The following is a 24,088-nucleotide window of genomic DNA, read 5'->3' as shown; positions in this document are numbered from 1 at the left end:
CTCACTTGTACATCGTCTGGTTCATGGTTCCGGGGGCGTACGCGTCCGGGTCGACCCAGACGTTGATCAGCGACGGCTTGCCCGACTCCCGGGCACGCTGGAGCGCCGGGCCGATGTCGGCGGGGTCGCGGACCTCCTCGCCGTAGCCGCCCAGCATCTGCGCGAACTTGTCGTAGTGGACGTCGCCGAGGGTGTTGCCGACCCGCTCGCGCTCCAGGCCGTACTTCTGGGCCTGGCCGTAACGGATCTGGTTCATGGAGGAGTTGTTGCCGACGATGCCGACGAAGGGGAGGTTGTAGCGGACGAGGGTCTCGAAGTCCCAGCCGGTGAGGGAGAAGGCGCCGTCCCCGAAGAGGGCGACGACCTCTTTGTCGGGCCGTGCCTGCTTGGCCGCGAGCACGAACGGGACGCCGACGCCGAGCGTCCCGAGCGGGCCCGGGTCCATCCAGTGCCCGGGTGACTTGGGCTGGACGACCTGCCCGGAGAAGGTGACGATGTCGCCGCCGTCCCCGATGTAGATCGAGTCCTCGGTGAGGAAGTCGTTGATCTCGCTGACCAGGCGGTACGGGTGGATCGGCGAGGCGTCCGACTTCAGGCTGGGCAGCCGCTTCTCGATGGCCGTCTGCTCGGCGGCCCGCAGCTCGTCCAGCCACTCCTTGCGCTTCGACGCGCCGCCGTTGAGGCGCCCGGAGGCCGCCTCGGTGACCGACTTCAGGATCAGGCCCGCGTCGCCGACGATGCCGAGGTCGATGTCCCGGTTCTTGCCGACGGTCCGGTAGTCGAGGTCGATCTGCACGACGGTCGCGTCCGGGGAGAGGCGCTTGCCGTAGCCCATGCGGAAGTCGAAGGGCGTACCCACGATGACGATGACATCGGCGTTGGAGAAGGCGTACCGGCGCGAGAGCTGGAAGTGGTGCGGGTCCCCGGGCGGCAGCGTGCCGCGCCCCGCGCCGTTCATGTACGCCGGGATGTTGAGGGTGCGGACGAGCTCGATGGCGGACGCGGTGCCGCGCGTCGTCCATACCTGGCTGCCCAGCAGGATCGCCGGCTTCTCGGCGTGCACGAGGAGGTCGGCGAGCCTCTCGATCGCCTCGGGGTCACCGGCCGAGCGGGTCGAGGCCCGGTAGTGGCCGGCGGCCGGGATCCGGGCCTTCTCCACCGGCACCCTGGCGTCCAGGACATCGCGCGGGATCTCCAGGAAGGAGGGGCCGGGCGCGCCGTGGAAGCACTCCCGGAACGCCATCGACACCATGTCGGCGGCGCGCGCCGTGTCCGGCACCGTAGCCGCGAACTTGGTGATCGGCGTCATCATGTCGACGTGCGGCAGGTCCTGCAGGGACCCCATCTTGTGCTGGGTGTGCGCCCCCTGGCCGCCGATGAGCAGCATCGGGGACTCGGCGCGGAAGGCGTTCGCGACGCCCGTCACGGCGTCGGTCGTGCCGGGGCCCGCCGTGACGACGGCGCATCCGGGCTTGCCGGTGATGCGTGCGTAGCCGTCGGCGGCGTGGGCGGCGACCTGCTCGTGACGGACGTCGACGACCTCAATGCCTTCGTCGACGCAGCCGTCGTAGATGTCGATGATGTGGCCGCCGCACAGGGTGTAGATGACCTCCACCCCTTCTGCTTTCAGTGCCTTGGCGACCAGATGCCCACCGGAGATGAAGTCCTGGCTGATGTCGTCGGGCATGGCGAAGTCCTGTCCCTTCGTAGGGGGTTGGAACGCTCTCGCGGTACATTGCATACAGTCGACGAATACTGTATGAAGCTTGTTATCCCGCATCCGGTGGGTGGTGTCCAGGGGGTGTGCGGCATTTTCCGGGGGTCTGGGAGTCGCTCCCCGGATAGACACAGCAGTCAGGAGCCGGTGATGGACCTGTACGAGCACCAGGCAAGGGAACTCTTCGAGGAACACGGCATCTTGGTGCCGAGGGCGGAGGTCACGGACTCGCCCAAGGAAGCACGCGAGATCGCCCGCCGACTCGGCGGCCGAGTCGTCGTGAAAGCCCAGGTGAAGACCGGTGGGCGCGGCAAGGCGGGCGGCGTCAAACTCGCCGCCGACCCGGCCGCCGCCGAGCTCACGGCACGTCAGATTCTCGGCATGGACATCAAGGGCCACACGGTCGGCAAGGTGATGCTGGCCCAACCGGTCGACATCGAGAGCGAGTTCTACGTCGGCTACGTCCTCGACCGCGCCGCAGGACGCTTCCTCGCGATCGCGTCGGCCGAGGGCGGCATGGACATCGAGGAGGTGGCCGCGAGCCGCCCGGAGGCGGTGGCGCGTGTTCCCGTCGACCCGGCCGTGGGTGTCACCTCGGCGAAGGCGGCCGAGATCGCCGAGGCCGCGGGGCTGCCCCCGGAGACCGTCGACGTTCTCGTGCGCCTCTGGGGGGTGCTGACCCGCGAGGACGCCGTGCTCGTCGAGGTGAACCCCCTCGTCCGCACCGCCCGGGGACAGATCCTCGCGCTGGACGGCAAGGTCACCCTCGACGACAACGCCCGCTTCCGCCAGGCACGTTGGGGTGAGCAGGAGGCCGCGCACGACGACCCCCTGGAGGCGGCGGCCGCGGCCAAGGGCCTCAACTACGTCAAACTGGACGGCGAGGTCGGCATCATCGGCAACGGCGCGGGCCTCGTCATGTCGACGCTCGACGTGGTCGCGGGCTGCGGCGCCCGCCCCGCCAACTTCCTCGACATCGGCGGCGGGGCCTCCGCCCAGATCATGGCCGACGGCCTCTCCGTGATCCTCTCCGACCCGGCCGTGAAATCGGTCTTCGTCAACGTCTTCGGCGGCATCACAGCCTGCGACGCGGTCGCCGACGGCATCGTGCGGGCGCTGGAGACCGTGCGGTTGACCAAACCCCTCGTGGTCCGCCTCGACGGCAACAACGCCGTCCGCGGCCGCGCCATCCTCGACGGCCGCGCGCACCCCCTGGTCCAGCAGGCCACCACCATGGACGAGGCCGCACACCGCGCGGCCCGACTCGCCATCGCCGGCTGAAGGAGGAACAGGACATGGCCATCTTTCTGACCAAGGAGAGCAAGGTTCTCGTCCAGGGCATGACCGGCGGCGAGGGCATGAAGCACACCCGGCGGATGCTCGCCGCCGGCACGGACGTCGTCGGCGGGGTCAACCCGCGCAAGGCGGGCCGGACCGTCGACTTCGACGACCGGGCTGTGCCCGTCTTCGGCTCGGTGCGCGAGGGGATCGCGGCGACTGGCGCCGACGTCACCGTCGTGTTCGTACCGCCCGCGTTCGCCAAGGCCGCCGTGACCGAGGCCGCCGACGCGGGCATCGGGCTCGCCGTCGTCATCACCGAGGGCATCCCCGTCCACGACTCCGTCGCCTTCCACGCGTACGCCGCCACGAAGGGCACCCGCGTCATCGGCCCCAACTGCCCGGGTTTGATCACTCCGGGGCAGTCGAACGCGGGCATCATCCCCGCCGACATCACCAAGCCGGGGCGCGTCGGCCTGGTGTCCAAGTCGGGCACGCTGACGTACCAACTCATGTACGAACTGCGCGACATCGGCTTCTCGACGTGCGTGGGCATCGGCGGGGATCCCGTCGTCGGCACCACCCACATCGACTGCCTGGCCGCCTTCCAGGACGACCCCGACACCGAACTCGTCGTCCTCATCGGCGAGATCGGCGGCGACGCCGAGGAACGGGCCGCCGCGTACGTCCGCGACCACGTCACCAAGCCCGTCGTCGCCTACATCGCCGGTTTCACCGCGCCCGAGGGCAGGACGATGGGCCACGCGGGCGCGATCGTCTCCGGCTCGGCAGGCACCGCGCAGGCCAAGAAGGAGGCCCTTGAGGCGGCCGGAGTACGGGTGGGCGGCACACCGACCGAGACGGCCCGGCTGGTGCTGAACCGATTGGAATCGGAGCGTGTCGCCGCACAGGGGTGAGATGAGACGTCACTCATAGTTGATGCGAGGTGACTGTCACGAGCGGAGCCTCCTCAGTACCTTCCTCCGTATGTACGCGACCACCCCGCGCGTACGAACCCTTTCCTCCGTGCGGACGCGACCACCGTCCTCCTCCGCACGGATGCGACCGCTCCTCGTCCGGGCCCGTGCACCATGCCGCTCGGCAGGAGCCAGGCACTTCCCGCCCCCGACTGTGCACCGAGAGCGGAGACATCCGAATGGCATCCACCCTCAACACCCCCCTCGTCCTGAAGTCCGGTACGTCCTGGGCCGACGCCTGGCAGCGCTGCCTCGCCGTCGCCCCCGAGGCGTTCCAGGAGGACCGCGTCCTCAATCTCTGGGACGCCTCCTGGCGGGCGGACGGCCGGGCGCTGCCCGCCACCAGTCCGGTCGACGCAAGCCCCATCGCGGGCCCGCCCCGCCTGAACGCCGCAACCGCCCACCAGGCCGTACGGGCCTCACTCGACCAGCACCGGGCCTGGCGCCATGTCCCGCTCGCCGAACGACGGGCGCGCGTCGCGGCCACCCTCGACGCCCTGACCGAGCACCGCGAGTTGCTCGCCCTCCTCCTCGTCTGGGAGATCGGCAAGCCCTGGCGACTCGCGCAGGCCGACGTGGACCGGGCGATCGACGGCGTGCGCTGGTACGTCGACGGCATCGAGCCCATGGTGGACGGCCGGGCTCCGCTCGAAGGGCCCGTGTCCAACATCGCGAGCTGGAACTACCCGATGAGCGTGCTCGTTCACGCAATGCTGGTACAGGCATTGGCAGGGAACGCGGTCATCGCCAAGACCCCGACCGACGGCGGCGTCGCCTGCCTGACCCTGGCCGGCGCGCTCGCCGCACGCGAAGGGATCCCCGTCACCCTCGTCAGCGGCAGCGGAGGCGAGCTGTCGGAGGCGCTGGTCCGCGCCCCCGAGATCGGCTGCGTCTCCTTCGTCGGCGGCCGTGACACGGGCGCAGCGGTGGCCACCGCCGTCGCCGACCTCGGCAAGCGCCATGTACTCGAACAGGAGGGACTGAACACCTGGGGCATCTGGAACCACACGGACTGGGACGCACTGACAGCCGTCATCCCCAAGCTCTTCGACTACGGCAAGCAGCGCTGCACCGCCTACCCGCGCTTCGTCGTCCAGCGCACGCTGTTCGACGAGTTCCTCGCCGCCTATCTCCCCGCCGTCCGCACCCTGCGGGTCGGTCACCCGCTGGCCGTCGAGCACCCCGAAGACCCCTACCCCGCGCTGGACTTCGGGCCCGTCATCAACGCGGCCAAGGCGAAGGAGCTGCACGACCAGGTGGCGGAGGCCATCGACCGCGGCGCCGTCCCGCTGCACCGCGGCAAGCTGACCGACGCACGCTTCCTGCCCGGCCAGGACACGGCGGCGTACGTCCAACCGGTCACGCTCCTGAACCCGCCGCCGTCCTCACCGCTGCACCACGCGGAGCCCTTCGGCCCGGTCGACACCATCGTCCTGGTCGACACCGAGGCGGAGCTGCTCGCCGCGATGAACGCGTCGAACGGCGCGCTCGTCGCCACGCTGTCCACGGACGACGAGGCGACGTACGCCCGACTGGCCCCGCAGATCCGGGCGTTCAAGGTCGGCCGCGGCAAGCCCCGCTCCCGCGGCGACCGCGACGAGCTCTTCGGCGGCCTCGGCGCGTCCTGGCGCGGCGCCTTCGTCGGCGGCGAGCTGCTCGTGCGCGCCGTCACGCAGGGGCCGGTGGGGGAGCGGTTGCCGGGCAACTTCCCCGAGTACCAGCTCGTTCCGTGAGGTGGGGTGGGCGGTACCCGCCTCAGGGCGCCGCCTGCTCTCTCGGACCCCTGCGGACTCCTGCGATGATCTCGTCCACCAGCCAGCGGGCGACGCCTGGCGGGTAGGGCTGGGGCAGACCGAGCACGACATGGTTCACGCCGATGCCGATGAGGTCGGCGACGGTGGCGCGGGTGGCGGCGGGGTCGTCGTAGGAGACGACGACCTGTACGGAACGGGTGATCTCACGCGGATCCCGTCCTATGTCCGCGCAGTGCGCGTCCAGCACCCGACCGCGCTCGGCGACGAACTCGACGCTGTTGTGCGGCGGCCCGGGGATGTTCCAGATGTCGGCATGCTCGGCGACGAGCCGCAGCAGTCGAGTCCCCCAGCCGCCGATCAGCAGGGGCGGCCCGGGCCGCTGCACCGGCTTGGGCTCGTTCCGCGTGCCCCGCAGCCGGTAGTAACGCCCCTCGAAATCGAAGGGGTCGTCCTCCGTCCACATCCGGCGCAGGATCTCGACCGCCTCGCCGAGCCGGGCGACCCCCTCGCCCGGCGGGACGAGGGAGAGCCCGTACGCCTCGTACTCGGCGACGGCCGGGTTCTCGCCGGCGATCCCGCCCGCGTCGGGCGGCTGGTGGGTGCCGCCGACACCGATGCCCATGACCAGCCGTCCGCCGGAGACCACGTCCACGGTCGAGGCCATCTTCCCGAGGACGGCGGGCGGGCGGATGCGGTTGCTGGTGACGAGGAGCCCGAGCCGCAGCCGCTCGGTCTGTGCGGCCAGGGCGCTGAGCAGCGTCCAACCCTCATGGATCTGGCCGTCCTTGGGGCCGCGAAGCGGAAGCAGATGGTCCCAGAGCCAGGCGTCCTCGATCTCGGGCAGGGCGTCGGCCTCCTGCCAGACGCGGCGGATGTCGTCGTAGGAGACGTGCATGGGGGTGGTCTTGATACCGAAGCGCACACGTTGATCGCTCATATCGCTCAGCGTAGACAATCATCAGCTGAGCTGACAATCAGTCTTGGGTACAGTTCCCGGCATGACCGGTGAGCGCCCTCCCGTACCTCCCGTACCTCCCGAGCGTCATGTACCTCCCGTGCCCCTTGAGTCCCGGCTCGGCTATCTGCTCAAGCACGCCCAGCAGCGGCTGGTGCGGGCGTCCGCGGAGGCGCTGGCGCCCTTCGGGATCGACGGCCATGAGCTCGCGGTGCTGGCGGTGCTCGCCGCCGAGCACCCGTTGTCGCAGGTCGAGGTGGCCGGACGGCTCGGCGTCGACCGCACCACGATGGTCGCGCTCGTCGACGGCCTGGAGGATCACGGGCTGGTCGAGCGGCGCCGCAGTCCTCAGGACCGGCGCAAGAACATCGTGGAGCTGACGCCCGAGGGCCGGGACTGCCTCGACGGGGCCGAGCGTGCGCGCCTCGAGATGGAGCGGCGCTTCCTCGACCCGCTGGACGAGGAGGCGGCGGCCGCGCTCGTGCGGGCCCTGCGGATCCTGGTGATGGAGGAGAGTCGGATCGCGGAGTGACGGTGCGGGTCCGAGACTCCTCGGCTCCCCCGCGTAGACCCTGGGTGATCCTTTCATCACCTTTGGTAGTCGGCCGGACGCCCCTCCTTCGGCCCCGTGCGGTCACCTCCAGGACCCGGATATGCAGGTGAAAGGCACTCCGAAACCTTGGTATTGTTGTCCATGTCGCCGCGGGGAACACCCCCGGCCAGGCGGCAGACACCTTGTCCGGGTGGCGGAATGGCAGACGCGCTAGCTTGAGGTGCTAGTGCCCTTTATCGGGCGTGGGGGTTCAAGTCCCCCCTCGGACACCGACTGGTAGCCCACGGGTTGTCGCAGAGTGCTGGTTGAGATTCATCTCGACCAGCACTTTCTGTTTCCCGGAGTCGTAGGTGAGGGCGAGCCCGGGCTGGCGGTAGATCTCCGCCTTGTCCAGGTGCCGCTCGTTCCAGATCAGCGTGCGGTCCAGGAGTGCGTGGCGGCAGGTCTGCATCCAACGCTCCATCAGGGAGTTCATCCGCGGCATGCGGACCCCGGTGAGCACGACGTGGATACCCGTGTTGCCCGGGATCTGGTCGAAGAGTGTTGGGAACTTCGCGTCCCGGTCCCGGATCAGGTAGCTGACGGTGGCTCCGGCGTCCTCCAGGTCCATGACCAAGTTTCGGGCGGCCCGGGCGACCCAGTCGCACGCCAGCAGCGCGTCAGTCTTGGGTCGGCAGGAGCGGGCATGGCGCCGCTCCGATCAGGTCGCGGTGCCAGCGCAGCACGGTGTCCGGCTGGACCAACAGTCGCAGTCGGCGCAAGACCTCCCGAGGTAGCGGCGCCGGCGGAGCGGCGAGGAAAGCGCGGTCCTTCGGGCCGAACTTCACCTTGTCCGCACCGAGTTGCCGCTCGAGAACCATGACTTGGTGGCGCAGAACGGGAATCTCCGCATCCTTGTCCCGGTCGCTCATCGGCAGCAGCCGCACGGCAGCGAAAGCGTGGGTGACAGCCAAGTACGCGAGACGAAGTAACACGAGCGATCATCCTGCAGCACCGTCACATAAGCGCCCTGGCCTGCACGGACGACATTCTCGCCAGGCGCAGGGCGACACGGCGTCGCCCGCCGCCTGGCGGAAGGGATTCAGGTTCAGATGCTTGGGGAGTGACGTGGCGTCAGCCGGTCGCGCTGCCCGCGACCCACTCGCTCCATGACATGTTCCAGTCGCTGAGGCCGTTGTCGGGGGCCAACGTGGTCTTGTCCTCGGAGTTCTTGACGATCACGACGTCGCCGATCATCGAGTTGTCGAAGAACCACGCGGCAGGCTGCTTGCCGTCGCCGCCGCCCTTGACGTCCTTCAGGCCCACGCAGCCGTGGCTGGTGTTGACCTTGCCGAAGACCGCGTCGGTACCCCAGTAGTTGCCGTGGATGAAGGTGCCCGAGGCGGTCAGGCGCATGGCGTGCGGTACGGCCTCGATGTCGTAGGAGGGCTTGCCGTCCTTCTTCGTGAGGCCGACGGTCGCACCGTTCATGTGGATCTGCTTGAACTTCTCGGAGATGACCATCTGACCGTTGTACGTCGGGTGCTCGGTGCTGCCGGACGAGATCGGGATGGTCTTGATCGTCTTGCCGTCCCGTACGACGGTCATCTGCTTCGTCTTGGCGTCGACCGTGCTGATCTGGCTCCGGCCGATCTCGAACGTGACCGTCTTCTGGATGCCGTGGAGGTTGAGCGTGACGGTGACGGTGGAACCGGGCTTCCAGTAGTCCTTGGGGCGGAAGTCCAGGCGGTCGTTGTTGAACCAGTGGCCGACGACCTGCTGGCCGCTGCTGGAGCTGACCTGGATCTTCGACTCCATGGCGGCCTTGTTGCTGATCGCCTTGTCGAAGTTGACCGTCACCGGCATGCCCACGCCGACGGTCGAGCCGTCCTCGGGGGAGAGGTGCCCGATGAAGTTGTTCGCCGGGGAGACCGTGGTGATCGTGGCGTTCCCGGTGACGGAGCGGCCCTTGGCGTCCTTGGCCTCCGCGGCGACCTGATACTTGGTGGCCCGCTCCAGCCGACCGTTCGGCTTCCAGGACGTGCCGTCGGCGGACAGGGTGCCCGGAACCTCGGCACCGGTCGCGATGGCGGTCATGGTCACCTTGGTGAGCATGCCGTTGCTGACGGTGGCCTTGACGGGGTCGTTGATCCCGACGTCGTAGGCACCTTGCCGGGGCGTGATCTTTATTCGGGCGTCGGAAGCCTCTTGGGTGGCCGCCTGATCCGCCCGGGCCTGCGGTTTCGGGTGATTCCCGGCGTCGTTACCGCTGGTAGCGGCGTTGCCGGTACCGCCGAGGGCCGTGAGTGAGAGCACACCGCCGAGTACACCGACCGCAGCCACCAACCGGGTGCGTCCTTTACGTGCCGTGATCAAACGCTTCTCCCGTGTCACTGGTCGTTGAATCCCTGGAGCCGGATGCCGAGGGAGTACAGCTAGCTATAAAACTACTTATATGCGTTCATCCGTCCTTAAATGAGCAAACTGTGGTGAAGGCCACGCGCCGCCGAGCGCGTCGCCAAGGCCCTGCTCGACTGACGGATGGCGCGTAGTCTCCTGCAAACGCATCTACGCCCTGGTCATGCTCGAACGCGGCAGCCGCCGTGCGCACCTGCTCGGCGTCACCGCCAACCCCGCCGGCCCATGGACCACCTTGCGAACGGTCAGTGATGGCCGGATGGGCGTGTCACTCCGGCGGACCGCGCTTTCCTGGCACCGCTTCTCCACCGGCTCCCGAGGCTCAAGCTGAGGCAGCTACGCCTGATCGTGTCCCCGGACACGGTCCTGAGGTCGCACCGTGACCTCATGCGCCGTCGTCACGCCGACGCCTCCCGTCGCAAGCGGCCTGGCAGGCCGCCGACCCGTCGCAGTATCCAGCCTCTCGTCCTGTGCTCGGCCCGCGAAAACAGCTCCTGGGGGTGTCGGCGCCCTCACGGCGACGTGCTTGGCATCAAGGCCGCACCTTCCACGGTAGGGGAGATCCTGCGAGCGCGCGGGATGGAGCCAGCGCCCGAACGTGACCGCTTGAGCTGTGTGGACTCCTCCGTGATGGTCCCCGGCCGCTGCCCGGAGCCGATCCGGTCCTGCCGCACCCACTTTCGCGGCGTCCTCGTGGAGCCACTGCCGAGCTCTTCTGCGACGGCCTTCAGCGTCGCGAGCTGAGTCGCATCTTCGAGCGGCACACGGTCGGCCTATGCTTGCCGCCATGAGCCGTTGGGAGGAGTTGACCGGGGGGACGTCCGGGCAGGACTACGCATCGCGGTTCGCGGCCCTGGCCGGTAGCGGGAAGGATATGCACGGTGAGGCGCGGTTCTGCGCGGCGCTCGTGCCTGCTGGAGCGCGGGTGCTGGACGCCGGGTGCGGTACCGGACGGGTCATGATCCGGCTTGCGGAGCAAGGGTACGACTGTGTCGGGGTGGATCTTGATGCGTCCATGCTGGCAGTGGCGCAGAGGGAGGCGCCGGAACTGCCTTGGTTCCAGGCCGATTTGGCCAGGTTCGACCCGGCCCAGCTCGGCATCACCGCGGACTTCGATCTCGTGGTCGCCGCAGGAAACATCTTCCCGCTACTCGCTGCCGGCACCGAGGCCACGGTGGTCGAGCGCCTGGCCGCCGCCCTGCGCCCGGGCGGTCTGATCGTCGCCGGCTTCGGCCTGGACGAGGCCCACCTCCCGGTGCCGCCCAGCATCACCCTGCCAGAGTACGACGACTGCTGCGCCGCGGCCGGCCTCACCCTCGTCGACCGCTTCGCCGCCTGGGACGCTGACCCTTACGACGGCGGCGGCTATGCCGTCAGCGTCCACCGCCGGTGAGGTTCGGAGCAGTTGCCAACCCCGGGATGCCTCCGGATCCTGAGGCTCCTCGGTGGACACCCGGCCGTAGAACGCGAAGCGCGGCCCGTCGGGCGCACCGGGTTCGGAGCCGGGTGAGGGCCGGGCGGCCTCACCCGCCCAGGTGGCCGGCATGCCGGATCGCCCGACGCCTTGATCGGTGTCGAGAGCGAGGGTTCGCCCCTCCATTCGTCTCACCTCCCGCGTACGAGGCCGACGGTCGGGCTCGGTCGGCCCTGGACGGAGAGCGGGTGCGGTCACGCGTATCGTCCGGGATGACTTCGCCTGTGGCTGAGATGCCCGTTGGGGTGCGGGAGCACGACCAGCGCACTGGCGCATCCGAGGTGTTCGCTTCAGCTCAGGAGCGGGGCCGGGGAGGCGTCAGGGAGCCGTGGGCCGGCCGGTTCGGCTTCCCAAGGCAGTCGTGGGCAGTAGCCCTGGTCGGCCAGCCAGGCACGGGCCCGGCCGCGCTGCCGCTCGTCACTCGGCCGGTGATAGTCGCGCCATGCCTGGTCGCCTGACGCCAAGACATCTTCGAAGCGGCGGAAGGCGCCCCGGCCGGTGATGGCGATGCGCAGCCGTTCGGCGAGATCGTCATCGTCGAGTGTGTCGATGAGGAGCTCCATGTCCCGGTAGCCCGGGCGGGAGCCGTGGCAGGGCACGTACAGCCAGCGGTCGGGATCATCCTCCCGTGCGTCGGCTTCGCCTTTGAGCCATTCGATCGCCTGCGGGTAGCAGTCGCCGGTGGCCAGGTCGAGATGGCCGCCGCCATACATCAGTCGCCTTCCAACAGCGTGGCGAGTTCCTCCAGGTCCACGGGCAGCGGGCAGCGGGCAGAGAGCGCGACAGCGGTGCCGGGCCCCCCCTCGGCGGAGCCGCGCAGCAGGTCGGCCAGTTCAGCGTCACCGTCCCGGCCGCGGGCAGTGAGGTGTTTGAGGAACTCGGCCGCCACCGCGTCCGCGCCCGGCACCCGTCGGGCGGCCGAGGCCGCGACGCCGTCGCCGGCCGACTGCAGCACCGCCCGCACCGGTCGGCTCCGCAACGCTGCGAGCAGCGCCGACCCGTCCGCGCTGTGGATCGTGGCGCGCACTGCCCGCACATCGCACTCGCTCCAACCCTGGGCCATGGCGTTGACCAAAGCCTCCCCGGCCGGCAGGCGAACGCAGGGGGTGCCGCGCAGGTTGGCCCGCGCACCAGTGGCGGCGGGTGTCATCACGGCACGACGCCGTGGCGCGGTTGGCTGATCCGTCTCCGGCCGCCGCACCCGCAGCCCGGCGACGTTCGCGTACCCGCCGTCAACCGCCGAGTCCGGCCTTGTCCACCTGGGCGGGGAAGCTGGTCTTACGTTTGTGCTTGGCACGCGGGGCATGCAGGTAGTCGGCGAACTCGCCTGGGGTGCCCAGCTGTTGGTGGAGCGCGCGCAGCGCCTTGAGGTGGCGTACCGCGTACTGGTAGCGGTACTTGTTGCCGGTCTCCGCCAGATACCCGGCGATCAAGCGCCGGTAGGAGCCGGTCACGTCGGCCGGGTGCGTCGTGCGCCGTTGTTCGATCAGGTCCTGGAGCAGGTACTTACCCAGGTCGTCAAGGAGGTCGACGGCTACCTGCCAGGCGTCATCGTGCTGTCCGGCCTCTTGCAGGCACAAGATCAGTTCCCGGGCGCCGGCGGGGTTGGCCGGCAGTCGTTCGTGCAGCCGGCCGAGCGCCCACTGAATTGTCTGTGGACTTCCGTTGCGGGTGGCGGTGGCCTGCAGTGGATGGAAGACCGCGTGTACGGGGGTGCGCTGGAAGGGCCGCGCGGCGCACGGCGAGTGCCTCCTCTTCGTTGCCCGCCCGGGGGCCCTTCACCACCGAAGTGTTGGGAGTCGACGTCATCGTCGAGGGATGTCTCAGCGCCGCAGGTGACCCAGCACGGATCGCACCGCTCGCTCCACGGCGTCGCGCGCCTGCTCGGTATGGTCGATGGTCTCGAAACCATGGTGGCCGAGCGGTACGTCGATCACCTCGACAGCGGCGTCGCACTTTTCGGCGACGGCCAGGAATTCCTCGACCGTCACCGCGATCTCCGGGCGCTCCAGCTCCACCCGGGTCAACACGATCGGCAACCGCCCCGCGGTACGCACCGCGTCCGCCGGACGGAACCGGGAATCGACAAGCCCCCAGTTCGGCAGCGGCGCGAGTATCGGATAGCTCGCCGCGACGCACCGCAACCACGGCGGGGGCGCCGCGAGCCAGTCCGCCGCCAACAGCCCGCCACTGGAGAAGTGCCACAGCGCCACGCGGTCCCCGTCGACGCGCGGATCGGCCCGTACGAGGTCGACCGCTTCGGCTATGTCCTCGGCGGCCCGACCGTAGTCGGCGAGATCGTGCAGCCGATGGTCCAGCGTCACGCCGACCGCCCCCAAACCCGCCACGTACCGGCCGTAGCCGACGAAGCCCGGCCAGTCCCGGGGAGTCGGCCGCACATCGGGGTGGACCGGGCCACCGTGGACGAACACCACCGCCGGCCGCGGGCGGTCGGCTTCAGCGAGGTCGTCGGGAAGGTCGTCGGGGAGGTACAGATCGACCCGTCCCAGCCGCTCGCGAGTCCGCTCCGGTACATCCATCAGGAAGGGGCGAAGGTGCGCCGGCTGTTCGTTCACCGCCGCGGCCACCCGGTGCCCTTCTCCCGCGGCGGCCCGCACCAGTGTCTCGGCCACCTCGTGGGGGCAGGAGAGCATCGGCCAGTGCCCGGTGTCGAGTTCGAAGAAGCTCACCCGCGGGTCGGTGAGCACCTGGAAGCGCGGGTCCCCCAGTCCCACCAGGGCCTCGACCATGGCGATGCTCGAACCATTGGCGGTGCACAGGACGCCGGTCTTCGGCAGCTCGGAGACCGCTTTCGACAGGCGGAGCGGCTGGGTGAGCGTGCTCACCGGCTGCGGTACGGCGTCTCCCGCCAGCCGAGCCAGTACGGCGGGTGAGAGGCCGGCGACGCTGCCCCAGCGCTGCCACTCCTCAAGTGGCGGCGGGGGAATCCGCCAGTCGTCATCGGCCGGCCCGGCCCGGTGCAGCAGCCGGTCGCGGACCGCCTGGTCGGGCACCAGGGTGAGGGCCTGATCGCCGTGCTGGGGCATGCCCGCATCCAGGTGGACGATCCGGGCGATCCGTTCCGGGCGCCGGTCGGCGGCGCCGAGCACCGGGTAGATGCCGTAGCAGTGACCGACCAACACCACCTCTGCCGCGTCCGTCCGGTCGATCACCCGCAGCAGATCGTGGATGTGCGTCTCCAGGTCCGTGTCAGGTCCCGCCGCATGGCCGCGGTCACCCATGCCGGTGAGCGTCACCGGATACGCCTGTGCCCCCGACTCCCGCAGCCGATCGGCCACCGCCTGCCATATCCAGCTGCCGGTATGGGCGCCCGCCACCAGGATGAATGCCGTCATCGATGTCTCCTCGCACGCCGTGTTCGCAGGGCCGTCCGTACCGGCCGTCCGCGCTCGTGGGTACGGTAGGAACTCCCCCTGAGGGAGGTTCAAGTCGTGGGCCCTGAAAGCACATGGAGCATCGGAGAGCTCGCCGAGCACGCGGGTGTCACCGTCAAGACCGTCCGCTTCTACTCGGACCGCGGTCTGCTGCCCGAAGCCGCCCGCAGCGCAGGCGGCCACCGCAGGTACGGCCCCGAGGCACTCGACCGGCTCCACCTGATCCGCTCCCTGCGCACCCTCGACCTGCCGGTCCCCGAAGTAGGCCGGATCCTCGACCAGGAGGACACCCTGGAGGACGTCGTCGCGGGGCAGCTGCGGCAGATCGGCTCGCGGCTGGCTGCCCTGCGCTGGCAGGAGGCAGCCCTCCAACTGCTCCAGGACTGTGCCCCCGAGGAACGTGCCGAGCGGCTGCGGCTGATCGGCGCCGTGTCCGTCCCGCCCAGCACGGCCGCGCTGGCACGCTTCTGGCGGCGCTGGCTGCCGCCGCGGCTCCCGGCCCGGCTGGTCTCCGCCGTCGTCGAGCACGCGGTTCCCCAGCTCCCCGAAGGCCCGACGCCGGCCCAGGTGCTGGCCTTCACCCGGCTGCACGCCCTCGTCTCCGCCCCCTGCCCCGGCACCGGTCACGGCCAGCCCGCGGCACACGGGCCCGACGGGGGCCGCCCGGCCGTGCTCTACGACGGTCTTGTCGAGGCGTATGCGCTGGCATCACCGCAACTGCTGGCACAACGGCCACCGCACGAGGGTGAGGCACTCGACTGCTTCGTCTCCGCCTACGCCCGCTCACGCGGCATGCGGGACACTCCCGCCTTCCGCCGCGGACTCAGTCGCCTGCTGGCCGCGGATCCCCGTATCGACCGCTACTGGGAACTCACCGCCGAGCTGTCCAGTCCGTCGGAACCGACCGCCGGCGCCGCGCACGACTGGCTCTGCGCCGCGCTGGACACCCGGACCGCCGGGCCGGCGGACTGAACCGGGTTGAGCAACTCGCCTGGTTCGGCCGCGTCTTCGCGATCTCCGACTTCCAGGTCCGCCCACATCCGCGTCCGCGTCCGCGTCCGCATCCGCACCCGCAGGACCAGGACATGGCCCGCCGGTTGCAGAAACGGCTGCTGACCGACCACCAGGCGTCACTCGGCGCCACGTTGGTGGCTCTGGAAGCCGGTAAGCGCCACGGTGCTGCGGGTGCTGGTCCTTCCCGTCGGGAAACGAACTGCCGCGAGGCTGGGGGACTTTGCGCACGGTGCCTGGACACGGTGGCCGGGGTGAGGTCCAACGGCCGATCGGCCCGGATCCAGGTGCTGGTCGCCGAGCAGGCGGCCAGGCGGGGTGCCGGGATCGGTGTGGTGGACGTGTGTACCGCGGCCTGGCAGCGCTCCCGGTCGGCGGGGCCGGGCTGTCCGCGATGCCCGGGACCGCCGCGAGCCATCCGCTGTGCGGTACCGACGGCATCGGTGAACAGCTGGAGGAGCTTCAGCTCACGCTGGGGCAAGGGCCCTGCGTGGACGCCTTCCTGCACGGCTCGGCCGTCCTGACGCCCGATCCGCTGACTGGTGAACTGCGGCACCGTTGGGCCGTGTTCGCCGATGCGGCCGTGGAAGCCGGAGCGCGTGCGTTGTTCGCGCCTCCCTTGCGGATGGGGGCGATCAGCCCGGGAGAACGTTCCAGCCGGCGCAGCACCGTCCTCGACGAACAGCTGCAGACGGCGCTGAACGGCCGCGTCCTGATCGAGCAGGCCAAGGGAAAGCTCGCCGAACGCCGGGGCATCTACATGGAACAGGCCTTCACCGCCCTGCGCGGCTATGCCCGTTCCCGCAATCGGCGCCTGTCCGACGTGGCCCGCGCCTTCATCGACGACTCCGAACCCCTCCCCGGTCTGGGTGCCTGACCACCCGGGCCCGCTACTGTTCCGCGCGGTCCTCGATCAAACGGCTGTGGAGTTCCGTGGTCATGGCATGGATCGCGCGGGTCAGCTCGGTGTTGGTCTTGAGCTCCAACTCCTGCTCGATGAAATCGTGATCGGCCTTGATCTGCTGGAAGGCAGCCTGCCGGTTCTGGCCGATCATGACGAACGCCGACAGGAAGATCGCCTCCAGTGACACCACGAGCGTCAACGTGGGCCAGGGGTTGGCCTCGAAGAAGAGCATCCACAACGCGAAAGCGACCGCGTGGGCATAGACGAACGGCATTGAACCGGCGAACTTGGTGATGGCATCGGCGATACGCAGTTGGACGTCCCCGGCACGGCTCTGGTGGTGCGCGACCACCGCGGGATGGTGTACGGCCTGGTTGTCCTGCTCGCTCATCGCGGCGCGCCTCTCGGAGAATAGGAGTGCCCTCGGAGTCGACCGACGGCAACAGCGGCCTCGTAGGGCCCCGTCAGCCCGATTGTCGCCCGTGCTGCCGTGACGTCGTCACGGTGCCCCCCTGGGATCGTGGGTGTCGGCCGTCACCTGGTCGCGCAGACGTGCACAGGTGCGGGTGATCAGACGGGAGACGTGCATCTGAGAGACACCGAGCTGTAGGCCGATGCGGGCCTGTGTCATCTCGCAGAAGAACCTCATGTACAGGATCTGCCGCTCACGTTCGGGCAGCGCCCGCAGCAGGGGTCGGAGCGCCTCACGGTCCACGACCCGGTCGAAGCCGGGTTCCATGCCACCGAGGGTGTCGGCCAGAGGGTGGCCCTCGGAGCGGCCGGGCACGGCGTCCAAGGACCGGGCGGTGAAGGGCTCCGGCGCCTCCTGGCCCAGCCGTACCTCTGCCTCGGTCAGCCCGGTGTGTGCGGCGATCTCGTGGACCGCGGGTGTACCTCCGCCCAGCGAAGAGCACAGCTCATGGTCGGCTGAGCGGACCTGGCCGCGCAGCTCCTGTACGCGCCGCGGCACATGCACGACCCAGAGTTCGTCACGGAAGTGCCGCTTCACCTCGCCGAGGATCGTCGGTATGGCAAAGCCCTGGAAGGCGGTGCCGAGACTCGGGTCGAAGCGGGACACCGCCTTGACCAGGCCCAGTTGGGCGACCTGCTTGAGGTCTTCGAAGGTCTCACCGCGATGGCGGAAGCGCCGGGCCAGCCGTACGGCCATCGGCATCCAGGCGCACACCACCTCCTGCCGTAGCGCGGACCTCTCCGGGCCGTCCGGCAGGGCGGCGATACGGCGGAACGCGGCGTCGGTGTCCGGCGCGTCGTTGTAGGGACGGGTGCTTCCCGGGCTCCGCGTGCGTGGGTACGTCATGGGTACGTGCCTCCCTGATCAGTGGCATCACTCACCGTGGGAGCCGGTCGACCGCAGCGCACTGGGGAGCAGCCGAAGCTGCTCCCACGGGCGTGCCTCCGGTCTGAAGCACACCGGACGGCTCCCCGGACAGCCCACTTTCAAACAGGGTTTCCGCCACGCAGGGCTACCTACGGGGCGCGGGCAGAGAACATGCAGGGCGCGGCCTGGACCCGGTCGAACGAGAGAACCTGACGGATGGCCCGTACCTCATCCAGGTCCCGGTCCACGTGCGGAACCTGGCCGTCGACAGCTGCGGGAGCACGGGAGAGGCAGGCCGGTGTTTGAGAGCCACGAGACGGGTTACACAGGAGGGGCGTCCGACGGCCGGCCTGGACGAAGGCACCGGAGGGTTGAGCCCGCAGCTCCCGGTGCCGTCCACCGGGCGTGTCCGGTGTCACCGCAGGTCTGCGGCATGAGCACGCCGCACCGCTCGGCGCAGCTCCCGCTGCAGCTGGTCCGGGAGCGCCTCGCCCTTCGACGTGGCGACCAGGGCCGCGGCCACGTCCCTGAGTTTGACGTTGCAGTGCTGCGACACGTCCACCAGCAGATCCCAGGCCCTCGCGCTGGAGCACGGTGTCAGGGCCATCACCATGCCGCGCGCCTGGTCGATCACCGCACGGCTCGCCAGCGCCCGCCTCAACTGTTCATTTACGGACCGCAGTTCAAGGACTTCGGCCGCCAAAGCCGTATCCCGTGCCGAGGCCACAGCCGTCGACAACAACTGATCTTCATGAGGCGTGGTCACCTGGTGCATGACGCGTGCCTCACCACGCAGAGCTTGAAGATCGCTTCCGTCCTCCTGGTCGGCGGCCGACACGTCGTCGGGCAGCACGTCGTCGAGGTTGCGCCACTCGCGGCGGAGGAAGCCGAAGTCGAACAGGGCCATGAGGAGAATGAGAAGCGAGACGAACACGGCGGGCCTTCCCGGGGCGGAACAACGCATCACTGCCGGGGGCCGGGGCCTGTTCGAACAGCGTATCCCTGCCCAGAGGTTGCGGACAGCACCCCACGTCAGCCCCTTCCACCGGAACAGGATGGCCACTTGACGCCTGTTCAGGGAGTGTGGCGAGGGCTACCGTGCCTGGTGCGGCCCATGACCCCGGCGGCGTCGATCACCTCTCGCGCCCCTTCGAGGGCGCACCTCGCGCATCAGTGCCGGAACCTGCCCCGCTACCAACGGGCCGCTCCCGCACGCGCCGTCGCTACGCGATCCCGGCGCAGCCTCGATGTGCTCCCGTACGGGCAACGATCTACTGCCCGCCGCGTCGCACGCATCCCACCGCAGGCGGTACGCATGTACGCGCTGATCGTTCCGGCTTCGACTCCCTTCGTCCTGCTCGCCACCGTCATGGGCCTGTCCTGGTGGGAGGACCATGTCCTGCCGTCGGCCGAACCGGTCGAAGCCCCCGCCGAGGCTCCGTCCACCCCAGCGGCCTCTGCCCAGCACTCGGAACTCACCCGTGTCGACATGACGTTGACAAAGGAAGGTGCCAGGCGTTGACTGACAGCAGGTGTGGGGTTGCATCGCTCCGGATATCTCCGGGCAAGGCCTTCCACCTTCCGCTTCGCCCGGCCCCCGCGGAACGCAGGATCTGTCCCTGTGACCGTGTGGAGGCCCGGCCATGCCGCTCTGGATCCCTTTCCTTCCGCCGGTCTTCGGGATCGTCGGCTTCGTCGGCGTGGGCGCAGCCCTGGCGGCCACTGGCACCACAGCACGTAACTCATGTTCGGGGCCCGATCCCACCCCGCGGGTCGCGTGGGTGCCACCCGGCAGGCATCGACGCTCAATGAACCGACGGGAATTGACGGCAATGAAGCACACCGACCCGCGAGCCGAGACAACCCAAGGAAGACAGTCTTGATCACCGGCGTAGTCATCGCTGTGCTCGTCATTGTCCTGGTCGCTCTCCGCTACACCGGACGTGGGCGAGCCCGGGGCAGCGGCGGGCGCGGGCTGAAGCGGCGGTTCGGGCCCGAGTACGAGTGTGCCGTCGCCCGTGAAGACGGTGATGTCCGGGCTGCGGAGCGGGAACTCGGCGAGCGCGTGCGGCGCCACGGCTCCCTCCAGGAACAGCCGCTGTCGCCCGAGGTCCGCCAGCACTACGTGGCCCAGTGGGAGGCAGTCCAGGAGCGGTTCGTCGACTCACCGCAGAAGGCCGTCACCGAGGCGGATGCGCTGTTGGCGCGCCTGGCAAGGGATCGTGGTTTCCCGGACGGCGAGCAGTTCGAGGAGCAGCTGGCTGCCCTCTCCGTCCACCACGCCTACTTCGTTCAGGGCTACCGCAGCATCCACGCGGCGGCCCGCGACCAGAGCGGCACCGAGGAAATGCGCGAGGCGATGGTCGAAGCCCGAAGCCTCTTCGAGGCGCTTGCCGCCGAACGACAGGTCGACGCGGACCGGCGCCGCCGCCCGCCGGCCCCTGACGGTCAGGGCCACGCGCCGTGGCCACTGACGACCCGCCGTCATGCGAAGGGAGGCGGCACCTGATGTCGCACAAGGCCGAACACGCACCGCGGGATCCCGGTATCAACTCCGACCGCCCCGATCACCCGCCAGGCGCGGAACTGGTAGGCGCTGCTCGCGTATGACTGGGGCGTGAACTCTGATGAGTGACTCGTCGAAGCCACTCGAAGCCTCTCGAAGCAACTCGAAGCCCCACGTAAGCCCCATGTAACCCCCATGTAAGCCCCATGTATCCACTGCCCGTGCGACACGCATCCGCTTTCAGCTGTGCCGTTCGCATCCATCGTCGAAGAGGCGCAGCCCAAGACCCCGGCCGCACTGTCGTCACCGAGGTCAAGGACCGCCCATGTCTTTCCAGTCCCTCCGTTCCCCGTCCGCCGCCGCGCCGGAAAGCACCCTGCCGCCCCCGGAGTACGACGGGACGGCACCCTTCCCGCGAGACGGAACGGCCCCCGAGCGCACCGGCAGCGAGCGGCTGTCCCTGGCGATCACGGCATTGATCGTCTTCCTGCCGTTCCTGGCTCTCGGCCTGGCCGGCTGGTTGCTGTGGGGGCGCCTGATCCAACCCGTCGATGTCCTGCTAGCCGTGGTGCTCTACGCGGTCACGGGCCTCGGCGTCACGGTCGGCTTCCACCGGGGCCTGACCCACAACAGCTACCGAGCCGTACGGCCGCTGCGTATCGCGCTCGCGGTGGCCGGGTCGATGAGCTTCCAGGGCGACGTGATCGGCTGGGTCGCCATCCACCGTCGCCACCACGCCTTCACCGACCGGCCGGGCGATCCGCACTCTCCGTACCGCTACGGCACTTCTGTGCGCGGCCAGTTGCGGGGTCTGGTGGACGCCCATGTCGGCTGGCTGTTCCGCAACGCCCCCACGTCCACGGCGCGTTACGCTCCCGATCTCGTCGCCGACCGCGACATCCGGGCCGTGTCCCGGGCCTTCCCGGCCCTGTGTGTGCTCACTGTCGCCCTGCCCTTCGTCGCGGGCCGGCTGATCGGCGGCACCTGGACGTCTGCCCTGACCGCCCTGCTGTGGGCGGGACTTGTCCGCATCGCCCTGCTCCACCATGTCACCTGGAGCGTGAACTCCCTCTGCCATGTGATCGGCGACCGTCCGTTCCGCACCCGTCGCCACGACCGCGCCACCAACCTGTGGCCCCTGGCTCTGCTCTCCTTCGGTGAGAGCTGGCACAACCTCCACCACGCCGACCCCACCAGCGCCCGGCACGGCGTCGACCGCGGCCAGCTCGACCCGTCCGCCGCCGTCATCCGCCTCTTCGAACGCCTCGGCTGGGTCAGAGACGTGCGCTGGCCCACCCCGGACCGTATCGCCGCCCGCCGTGCGTGAACCCGATCGACCGCGTCCCCTCCAGGAGTTCTCATGACACTCGCGCCGCCGCCCCCGCTCTCCTCATCGTCGGCCGTGCGCCTGCGCCTGGTGGCCCAGCCGGTACAGGGCCACATGCCCCGGCGCATCGACGGCGCCTGGTGGCCCCGTTCGCCCGACCTGACGTCCGAACTCCCCCGGCTGCTGGCCGGACTGCCGCAGTCCTGGGGGCAGGTCAGCAGCGTTCTGGTGGACGGGGCCGTATGGTCCCCGTTCCCGGCGCGGCTGCTCGTCGCGGACCAGGTGGTACGCCTGAGCCGGACGCACACCCAGCAGCGCACCCCGTCCACCGTCTGCCTGCTGGCGCCCGGCCGCGGCCGGTGGGACCTGCTGGTGGTCCCGCCCACGGCCACGGAGGCGGAGGCCATGCGGCTCATGGACAGTGTGGACACCGTCGTGAAGGACAGCGTGGGGTTGGGAACCGCTGTCCGTTGACGGCGTCTGTCGGACCAGCCCCGGGTGGCGATGCGCAGCCCGCTGGTCGGCGCGGGGGCGGCCATGCGGAACATGTGTCCACCGTGGTGAGGCGCCGGTGAAACCGTGACTGGGACCGTGCCGCCGAATCGAGTGTGGCCACCCTGCGCCGGGCGGCCGGCATCGACCCTGAGGACCCGCGTTTGCGGGAGCTCGTCGGTGAACTGTCTCCATTATGCTCAGGTCGGCGACCTGGAACTGCACTACGAGGCGTTCACCGTCAACAGCGCCCCCACCCAGCAGCTCATCGTCTACCAGGCCGAACCGGGCAGCACGTCCGCCGACGCCCTCGCCCTGCTCGGCTCGCTGAGCACCGGCCCCGTGCCCGGGCAGGGCACCACGATGGGCACCGACTGAGACCGCGTACGCGCCGACCCGGTGTTTCCTGGGTGTGCCAGGGCCAGGATCACGACTCCCCACCCAGGCGGACGCGAAGGAGAATGACGCCATGACCCGGATCATGACGAGGTGGGGTTCATGAGCGACGGCACTCCTTTGGGGGAGTTCCTCAGGGCGCGGCGTGAAGCGCTCAAGCCGCAGGACGTGGGACTGCCGGAGCACGGCCGCAGACGGGTACCGGGGTTGCGCCGTGAGGAGGTCGCCATGCTCGCGGGTGTGAGCTCCGACTACTACATGCGCCTGGAACAAGGCCGCGAGACCAGCCCGTCGCCGCAGGTGATCGACGCGGTCGCCGCCGCCCTCCACCTCGACGACGAGGCACTCGACCACCTGCGCAGACTCACCAGGGCACCTCAGGAGCGCCGTAGCACTTCCGTCGGTCACGACAGGATCAGCCCGCAGCTCCTGCAACTGCTCGACAACTGGCCCGACACCCCCGCCTTCGTCTTGGGACCTGCCCTGGACGTCCTGGCGCACAACGCGCTCGCCGCGGCCCTGCACAGCGGATTCCAGCGGTTCGACAACCTGGCCCGCATGGTCTTCCTCGACCCGACCGGGCGCGGCTTCTACCAGGACTGGGAGAGGGCCGCGAACTCCTGCGTCGCAGAAATCCGCGCGGCCTACGGATACGACCCCGATTCCCCGCGAATCACCGAGGTCGTCGACACGCTCGGCTCGAAGAGCCCGGAATTCGCCGAGCTGTGGGCACGGCACGAGGTGAAGGGCAAGACCCAGCAGGCGAAGAACCTCGCACACCCCGAGGTCGGTGCTCTGGAGATCCAGTTCTCGGCATTCACGGTCAACGGCGCTCCGCATCAGCAACTGGTCGTCTACCAGGCCGAGCCCGCCTCTTCCACCGCGGCTGCCTTCGCGGAACTCCGTTCCCGGGCCGACCGTCCGGAGCCCCGGCACAACGCGGCCCGGACGCCCGCGCGAGCCGATGACACCGTCCCGTCCCCATCACTCTGCGGGGACGGGACAACCGAACCGCTCACGTCCGGCCGGCCGTGGGACGGACGATGATCTCGCTGACGTCGACACCGGCAGGCTGGTCCATGGCGAACGCGATCGCCGCCGCGACGGACGAGGCCGGGATGGCGACACTGCGGTAAGTACGCATCCTCTGCCGTCGGGGAGACCTGGTGGGCGCCGATCGAGTCGACGTTGATGAAGTGCCCGTGGTGCCGGGTCCGCATGACCGGCTCCGGCTGGTGGACATGGTCATGGCCGAGCCTCGCGGTAGAGCACCAGGTGCTCGTGGAAGAGAACGCCGTCGCGGACGTCGCCGGTCGCGGTGAAGCCGGTGTCGTCGACGTAGTCGAGGTGGCTGCCGGTGACGGTGTAGCTGCCGGTGTAGGCGCTCCGGCGGTTGCCGCGGGCCTCGTCGTAGCGGCCGTTCGGCAGCAGTTCCTGGCGGATGAAACCGTCCGCGGTCACCCACATCCCGACGTACGGGTGCGGGTCGCGGGGCGTGTCGTTGCTGGTCATGGCTCTACGGTCCGCCCGGCGGCCGGTGACAACCAGGCCGCCGTCTCCCCAGGTGAGGGCTTCCTGGGTGCCGCGCACCCACTATCGCGAGCGGCGGAGTC

23 protein-coding genes, 1 tRNA gene and 2 pseudogenes are annotated in these 24,088 nt (G+C 69.7%); 14 read left to right on the top strand and 12 right to left on the bottom strand.

What is annotated here, in order from left to right:
• Position 1 precedes the first annotated feature (1 nt).
• A complete protein-coding gene (locus AQJ27_RS04850; protein WP_067361995.1) occupies positions 2–1,687 on the bottom strand; it encodes a thiamine pyrophosphate-binding protein in 1,686 nt (561 codons plus the stop codon).
• A gap of 180 nt (positions 1,688–1,867) precedes the next feature.
• On the opposite strand from AQJ27_RS04850, the gene sucC reads away from it, so the two are divergent.
• The 3 genes from sucC to AQJ27_RS04835 all read left to right on the top strand — a co-directional run bounded on the left by sucC (position 1,868) and on the right by AQJ27_RS04835 (position 5,705).
• Positions 1,868–2,998: an ADP-forming succinate--CoA ligase subunit beta gene (sucC, locus tag AQJ27_RS04845; protein WP_067361992.1), complete on the top strand. Its 1,131-nt coding sequence runs from the start codon at positions 1,868–1,870 to the stop codon at positions 2,996–2,998.
• Between the two features lie 14 nt (positions 2,999–3,012).
• On the top strand, positions 3,013–3,912 hold the full coding sequence (gene sucD, locus AQJ27_RS04840; protein ID WP_067361989.1) for a succinate--CoA ligase subunit alpha: 900 nt from the start codon (positions 3,013–3,015) through the stop codon (positions 3,910–3,912).
• A gap of 239 nt (positions 3,913–4,151) precedes the next feature.
• Positions 4,152–5,705: an aldehyde dehydrogenase family protein gene (locus tag AQJ27_RS04835; RefSeq protein WP_067361986.1), complete on the top strand. Its 1,554-nt coding sequence runs from the start codon at positions 4,152–4,154 to the stop codon at positions 5,703–5,705.
• A 22-nt stretch (positions 5,706–5,727) separates the two neighbouring features.
• Here AQJ27_RS04835 and AQJ27_RS04830 read toward each other — a convergent pair whose 3' ends face one another.
• On the bottom strand, positions 5,728–6,663 hold the full coding sequence (locus AQJ27_RS04830; protein ID WP_067361984.1) for an LLM class flavin-dependent oxidoreductase: 936 nt from the start codon (positions 6,661–6,663) through the stop codon (positions 5,728–5,730).
• A gap of 118 nt (positions 6,664–6,781) precedes the next feature.
• Here AQJ27_RS04830 and AQJ27_RS04825 point away from each other — a divergent pair, with 118 nt between their 5' ends.
• Together AQJ27_RS04825 and AQJ27_RS04820 are read left to right on the top strand one after the other, a co-directional pair.
• The gene (locus AQJ27_RS04825) at positions 6,782–7,213 is read left to right on the top strand and encodes a MarR family winged helix-turn-helix transcriptional regulator (protein ID WP_341866059.1); all 432 of its coding nucleotides are present in this window, start codon (positions 6,782–6,784) and stop codon (positions 7,211–7,213) included.
• 205 nt (positions 7,214–7,418) lie between these two features.
• Positions 7,419–7,503: transfer RNA gene (locus AQJ27_RS04820), tRNA-Leu, on the top strand.
• Between the two features lie 122 nt (positions 7,504–7,625).
• On the opposite strand, the pseudogene AQJ27_RS58480 reads toward AQJ27_RS04820, so the two are convergent.
• Positions 7,626–8,208, bottom strand: a pseudogene (locus AQJ27_RS58480) (integrase); the annotation flags it as partial.
• A gap of 139 nt (positions 8,209–8,347) precedes the next feature.
• Complete coding sequence (locus AQJ27_RS04805; RefSeq protein WP_235613378.1) at positions 8,348–9,559, bottom strand: L,D-transpeptidase; 1,212 nt, start codon at positions 9,557–9,559, stop codon at positions 8,348–8,350.
• A gap of 859 nt (positions 9,560–10,418) precedes the next feature.
• Here AQJ27_RS04805 and AQJ27_RS04800 point away from each other — a divergent pair.
• Positions 10,419–11,024 carry a class I SAM-dependent methyltransferase gene (locus AQJ27_RS04800; RefSeq protein ID WP_067362803.1) on the top strand — a complete coding sequence of 202 codons (606 nt, stop codon included), beginning with the start codon at positions 10,419–10,421 and terminating at the stop codon, positions 11,022–11,024.
• A gap of 371 nt (positions 11,025–11,395) precedes the next feature.
• On the opposite strand, the gene AQJ27_RS58470 is transcribed toward AQJ27_RS04800, so the two are convergent.
• From AQJ27_RS58470 to AQJ27_RS04780, 4 genes are all read right to left on the bottom strand, one after another.
• Positions 11,396–11,818 carry a UPF0158 family protein gene (locus tag AQJ27_RS58470; protein WP_067361975.1) on the bottom strand — a complete coding sequence of 141 codons (423 nt, stop codon included), beginning with the start codon at positions 11,816–11,818 and terminating at the stop codon, positions 11,396–11,398.
• Positions 11,818–12,168 (bottom strand): hypothetical protein, encoded by a 351-nt coding sequence (locus AQJ27_RS58465; protein ID WP_244313864.1) that lies wholly within the window; start codon positions 12,166–12,168, stop codon positions 11,818–11,820. The genes AQJ27_RS58470 and AQJ27_RS58465 overlap by 1 nt, the downstream gene beginning before the upstream one ends.
• Before the next feature lie 169 nt (positions 12,169–12,337).
• Positions 12,338–12,685, bottom strand: coding sequence for a hypothetical protein (locus AQJ27_RS04785; protein ID WP_067361969.1), 348 nt, complete (start codon positions 12,683–12,685; stop codon positions 12,338–12,340).
• A 243-nt stretch (positions 12,686–12,928) separates the two neighbouring features.
• Positions 12,929–14,461: an alpha/beta fold hydrolase gene (locus tag AQJ27_RS04780; protein WP_067361966.1), complete on the bottom strand. Its 1,533-nt coding sequence runs from the start codon at positions 14,459–14,461 to the stop codon at positions 12,929–12,931.
• 96 nt (positions 14,462–14,557) lie between these two features.
• Here AQJ27_RS04780 and AQJ27_RS04775 point away from each other — a divergent pair, with 96 nt between their 5' ends.
• Both AQJ27_RS04775 and AQJ27_RS56280 read left to right on the top strand, forming a co-directional pair.
• Positions 14,558–15,472 (top strand): helix-turn-helix domain-containing protein, encoded by a 915-nt coding sequence (locus AQJ27_RS04775; protein WP_067361964.1) that lies wholly within the window; start codon positions 14,558–14,560, stop codon positions 15,470–15,472.
• Between the two features lie 382 nt (positions 15,473–15,854).
• Positions 15,855–16,388: an ANTAR domain-containing response regulator gene (locus AQJ27_RS56280; protein WP_067361962.1), complete on the top strand. Its 534-nt coding sequence runs from the start codon at positions 15,855–15,857 to the stop codon at positions 16,386–16,388.
• 13 nt (positions 16,389–16,401) lie between these two features.
• Here the strand turns inward: AQJ27_RS56280 and AQJ27_RS04765 are convergent, their stop codons facing one another.
• The 3 genes from AQJ27_RS04765 to AQJ27_RS04755 form a co-directional block, all read right to left on the bottom strand.
• Entirely contained in the window at positions 16,402–16,806 is a 405-nt protein-coding gene (locus AQJ27_RS04765) for a DUF1003 domain-containing protein (protein ID WP_067361960.1), read from the bottom strand.
• Between the two features lie 108 nt (positions 16,807–16,914).
• A complete protein-coding gene (locus AQJ27_RS04760; RefSeq protein ID WP_067361957.1) occupies positions 16,915–17,733 on the bottom strand; it encodes a SigB/SigF/SigG family RNA polymerase sigma factor in 819 nt (272 codons plus the stop codon).
• 436 nt (positions 17,734–18,169) lie between these two features.
• Complete coding sequence (locus AQJ27_RS04755; protein ID WP_235613380.1) at positions 18,170–18,661, bottom strand: GAF and ANTAR domain-containing protein; 492 nt, start codon at positions 18,659–18,661, stop codon at positions 18,170–18,172.
• Positions 18,662–19,069: 408 nt separating this feature from the next.
• Between AQJ27_RS04755 and AQJ27_RS04750 the strand changes: the two genes are divergently transcribed.
• From AQJ27_RS04750 to AQJ27_RS04725, 6 genes and pseudogenes are all read left to right on the top strand, one after another.
• Positions 19,070–19,276 (top strand): hypothetical protein, encoded by a 207-nt coding sequence (locus AQJ27_RS04750; protein ID WP_067361954.1) that lies wholly within the window; start codon positions 19,070–19,072, stop codon positions 19,274–19,276.
• A 357-nt stretch (positions 19,277–19,633) separates the two neighbouring features.
• Positions 19,634–20,263 carry a hypothetical protein gene (locus tag AQJ27_RS04745; protein WP_067361951.1) on the top strand — a complete coding sequence of 210 codons (630 nt, stop codon included), beginning with the start codon at positions 19,634–19,636 and terminating at the stop codon, positions 20,261–20,263.
• A gap of 322 nt (positions 20,264–20,585) precedes the next feature.
• On the top strand, positions 20,586–21,587 hold the full coding sequence (locus AQJ27_RS04740; RefSeq protein ID WP_067361948.1) for an acyl-CoA desaturase: 1,002 nt from the start codon (positions 20,586–20,588) through the stop codon (positions 21,585–21,587).
• Between the two features lie 33 nt (positions 21,588–21,620).
• Positions 21,621–22,061: a DUF5994 family protein gene (locus AQJ27_RS04735; protein WP_067361945.1), complete on the top strand. Its 441-nt coding sequence runs from the start codon at positions 21,621–21,623 to the stop codon at positions 22,059–22,061.
• 104 nt (positions 22,062–22,165) lie between these two features.
• Positions 22,166–22,457 (top strand): annotated as a pseudogene (locus AQJ27_RS54575) (MmyB family transcriptional regulator); the annotation flags it as partial.
• A 120-nt stretch (positions 22,458–22,577) separates the two neighbouring features.
• Entirely contained in the window at positions 22,578–23,522 is a 945-nt protein-coding gene (locus AQJ27_RS04725; protein WP_079064821.1) for a helix-turn-helix transcriptional regulator, read from the top strand.
• Positions 23,523–23,720: 198 nt separating this feature from the next.
• Here AQJ27_RS04725 and AQJ27_RS04720 read toward each other — a convergent pair whose 3' ends face one another.
• Positions 23,721–23,987, bottom strand: coding sequence for an Atu4866 domain-containing protein (locus AQJ27_RS04720; RefSeq protein WP_067361939.1), 267 nt, complete (start codon positions 23,985–23,987; stop codon positions 23,721–23,723).
• Positions 23,988–24,088 lie beyond the last annotated feature (101 nt).

It is taken from the genome of Streptomyces olivochromogenes (assembly GCF_001514115.1).
Classification (GTDB): domain Bacteria; phylum Actinomycetota; class Actinomycetes; order Streptomycetales; family Streptomycetaceae; genus Streptomyces; species Streptomyces olivochromogenes.
The sequence above is the reverse complement of the archived record's forward strand: the minus strand, read 5'-3'. Positions and strand labels throughout refer to the sequence as shown.

What these genes read in the sequence shown, in the direction of transcription:
- AQJ27_RS04850 (WP_067361995.1), bottom strand. Translation starts at nt 1,687, where the DNA reads ATGCCCGACGACATCAGCCAGGACTTCATCTCCGGTGGGCATCTGGTC.
- sucC (WP_067361992.1), top strand. Translation starts at nt 1,868, where the DNA reads ATGGACCTGTACGAGCACCAGGCAAGGGAACTCTTCGAGGAACACGGC.
- sucD (WP_067361989.1), top strand. Translation starts at nt 3,013, where the DNA reads ATGGCCATCTTTCTGACCAAGGAGAGCAAGGTTCTCGTCCAGGGCATG.
- AQJ27_RS04835 (WP_067361986.1), top strand. Translation starts at nt 4,152, where the DNA reads ATGGCATCCACCCTCAACACCCCCCTCGTCCTGAAGTCCGGTACGTCC.
- AQJ27_RS04830 (WP_067361984.1), bottom strand. Translation starts at nt 6,663, where the DNA reads ATGAGCGATCAACGTGTGCGCTTCGGTATCAAGACCACCCCCATGCAC.
- AQJ27_RS04800 (WP_067362803.1), top strand. Translation starts at nt 10,419, where the DNA reads ATGAGCCGTTGGGAGGAGTTGACCGGGGGGACGTCCGGGCAGGACTAC.
- AQJ27_RS58470 (WP_067361975.1), bottom strand. Translation starts at nt 11,818, where the DNA reads ATGTATGGCGGCGGCCATCTCGACCTGGCCACCGGCGACTGCTACCCG.
- AQJ27_RS58465 (WP_244313864.1), bottom strand. Translation starts at nt 12,168, where the DNA reads ATGGCCCAGGGTTGGAGCGAGTGCGATGTGCGGGCAGTGCGCGCCACG.
- AQJ27_RS04780 (WP_067361966.1), bottom strand. Translation starts at nt 14,461, where the DNA reads ATGACGGCATTCATCCTGGTGGCGGGCGCCCATACCGGCAGCTGGATA.
- AQJ27_RS04765 (WP_067361960.1), bottom strand. Translation starts at nt 16,806, where the DNA reads ATGAGCGAGCAGGACAACCAGGCCGTACACCATCCCGCGGTGGTCGCG.
- AQJ27_RS04760 (WP_067361957.1), bottom strand. Translation starts at nt 17,733, where the DNA reads ATGACGTACCCACGCACGCGGAGCCCGGGAAGCACCCGTCCCTACAAC.
- AQJ27_RS04755 (WP_235613380.1), bottom strand. Translation starts at nt 18,661, where the DNA reads ATGGCCCTGTTCGACTTCGGCTTCCTCCGCCGCGAGTGGCGCAACCTC.
- AQJ27_RS04750 (WP_067361954.1), top strand. Translation starts at nt 19,070, where the DNA reads ATGTACGCGCTGATCGTTCCGGCTTCGACTCCCTTCGTCCTGCTCGCC.
- AQJ27_RS04740 (WP_067361948.1), top strand. Translation starts at nt 20,586, where the DNA reads ATGTCTTTCCAGTCCCTCCGTTCCCCGTCCGCCGCCGCGCCGGAAAGC.
- AQJ27_RS04735 (WP_067361945.1), top strand. Translation starts at nt 21,621, where the DNA reads ATGACACTCGCGCCGCCGCCCCCGCTCTCCTCATCGTCGGCCGTGCGC.
- AQJ27_RS04725 (WP_079064821.1), top strand. Translation starts at nt 22,578, where the DNA reads ATGAGCGACGGCACTCCTTTGGGGGAGTTCCTCAGGGCGCGGCGTGAA.
- AQJ27_RS04720 (WP_067361939.1), bottom strand. Translation starts at nt 23,987, where the DNA reads ATGACCAGCAACGACACGCCCCGCGACCCGCACCCGTACGTCGGGATG.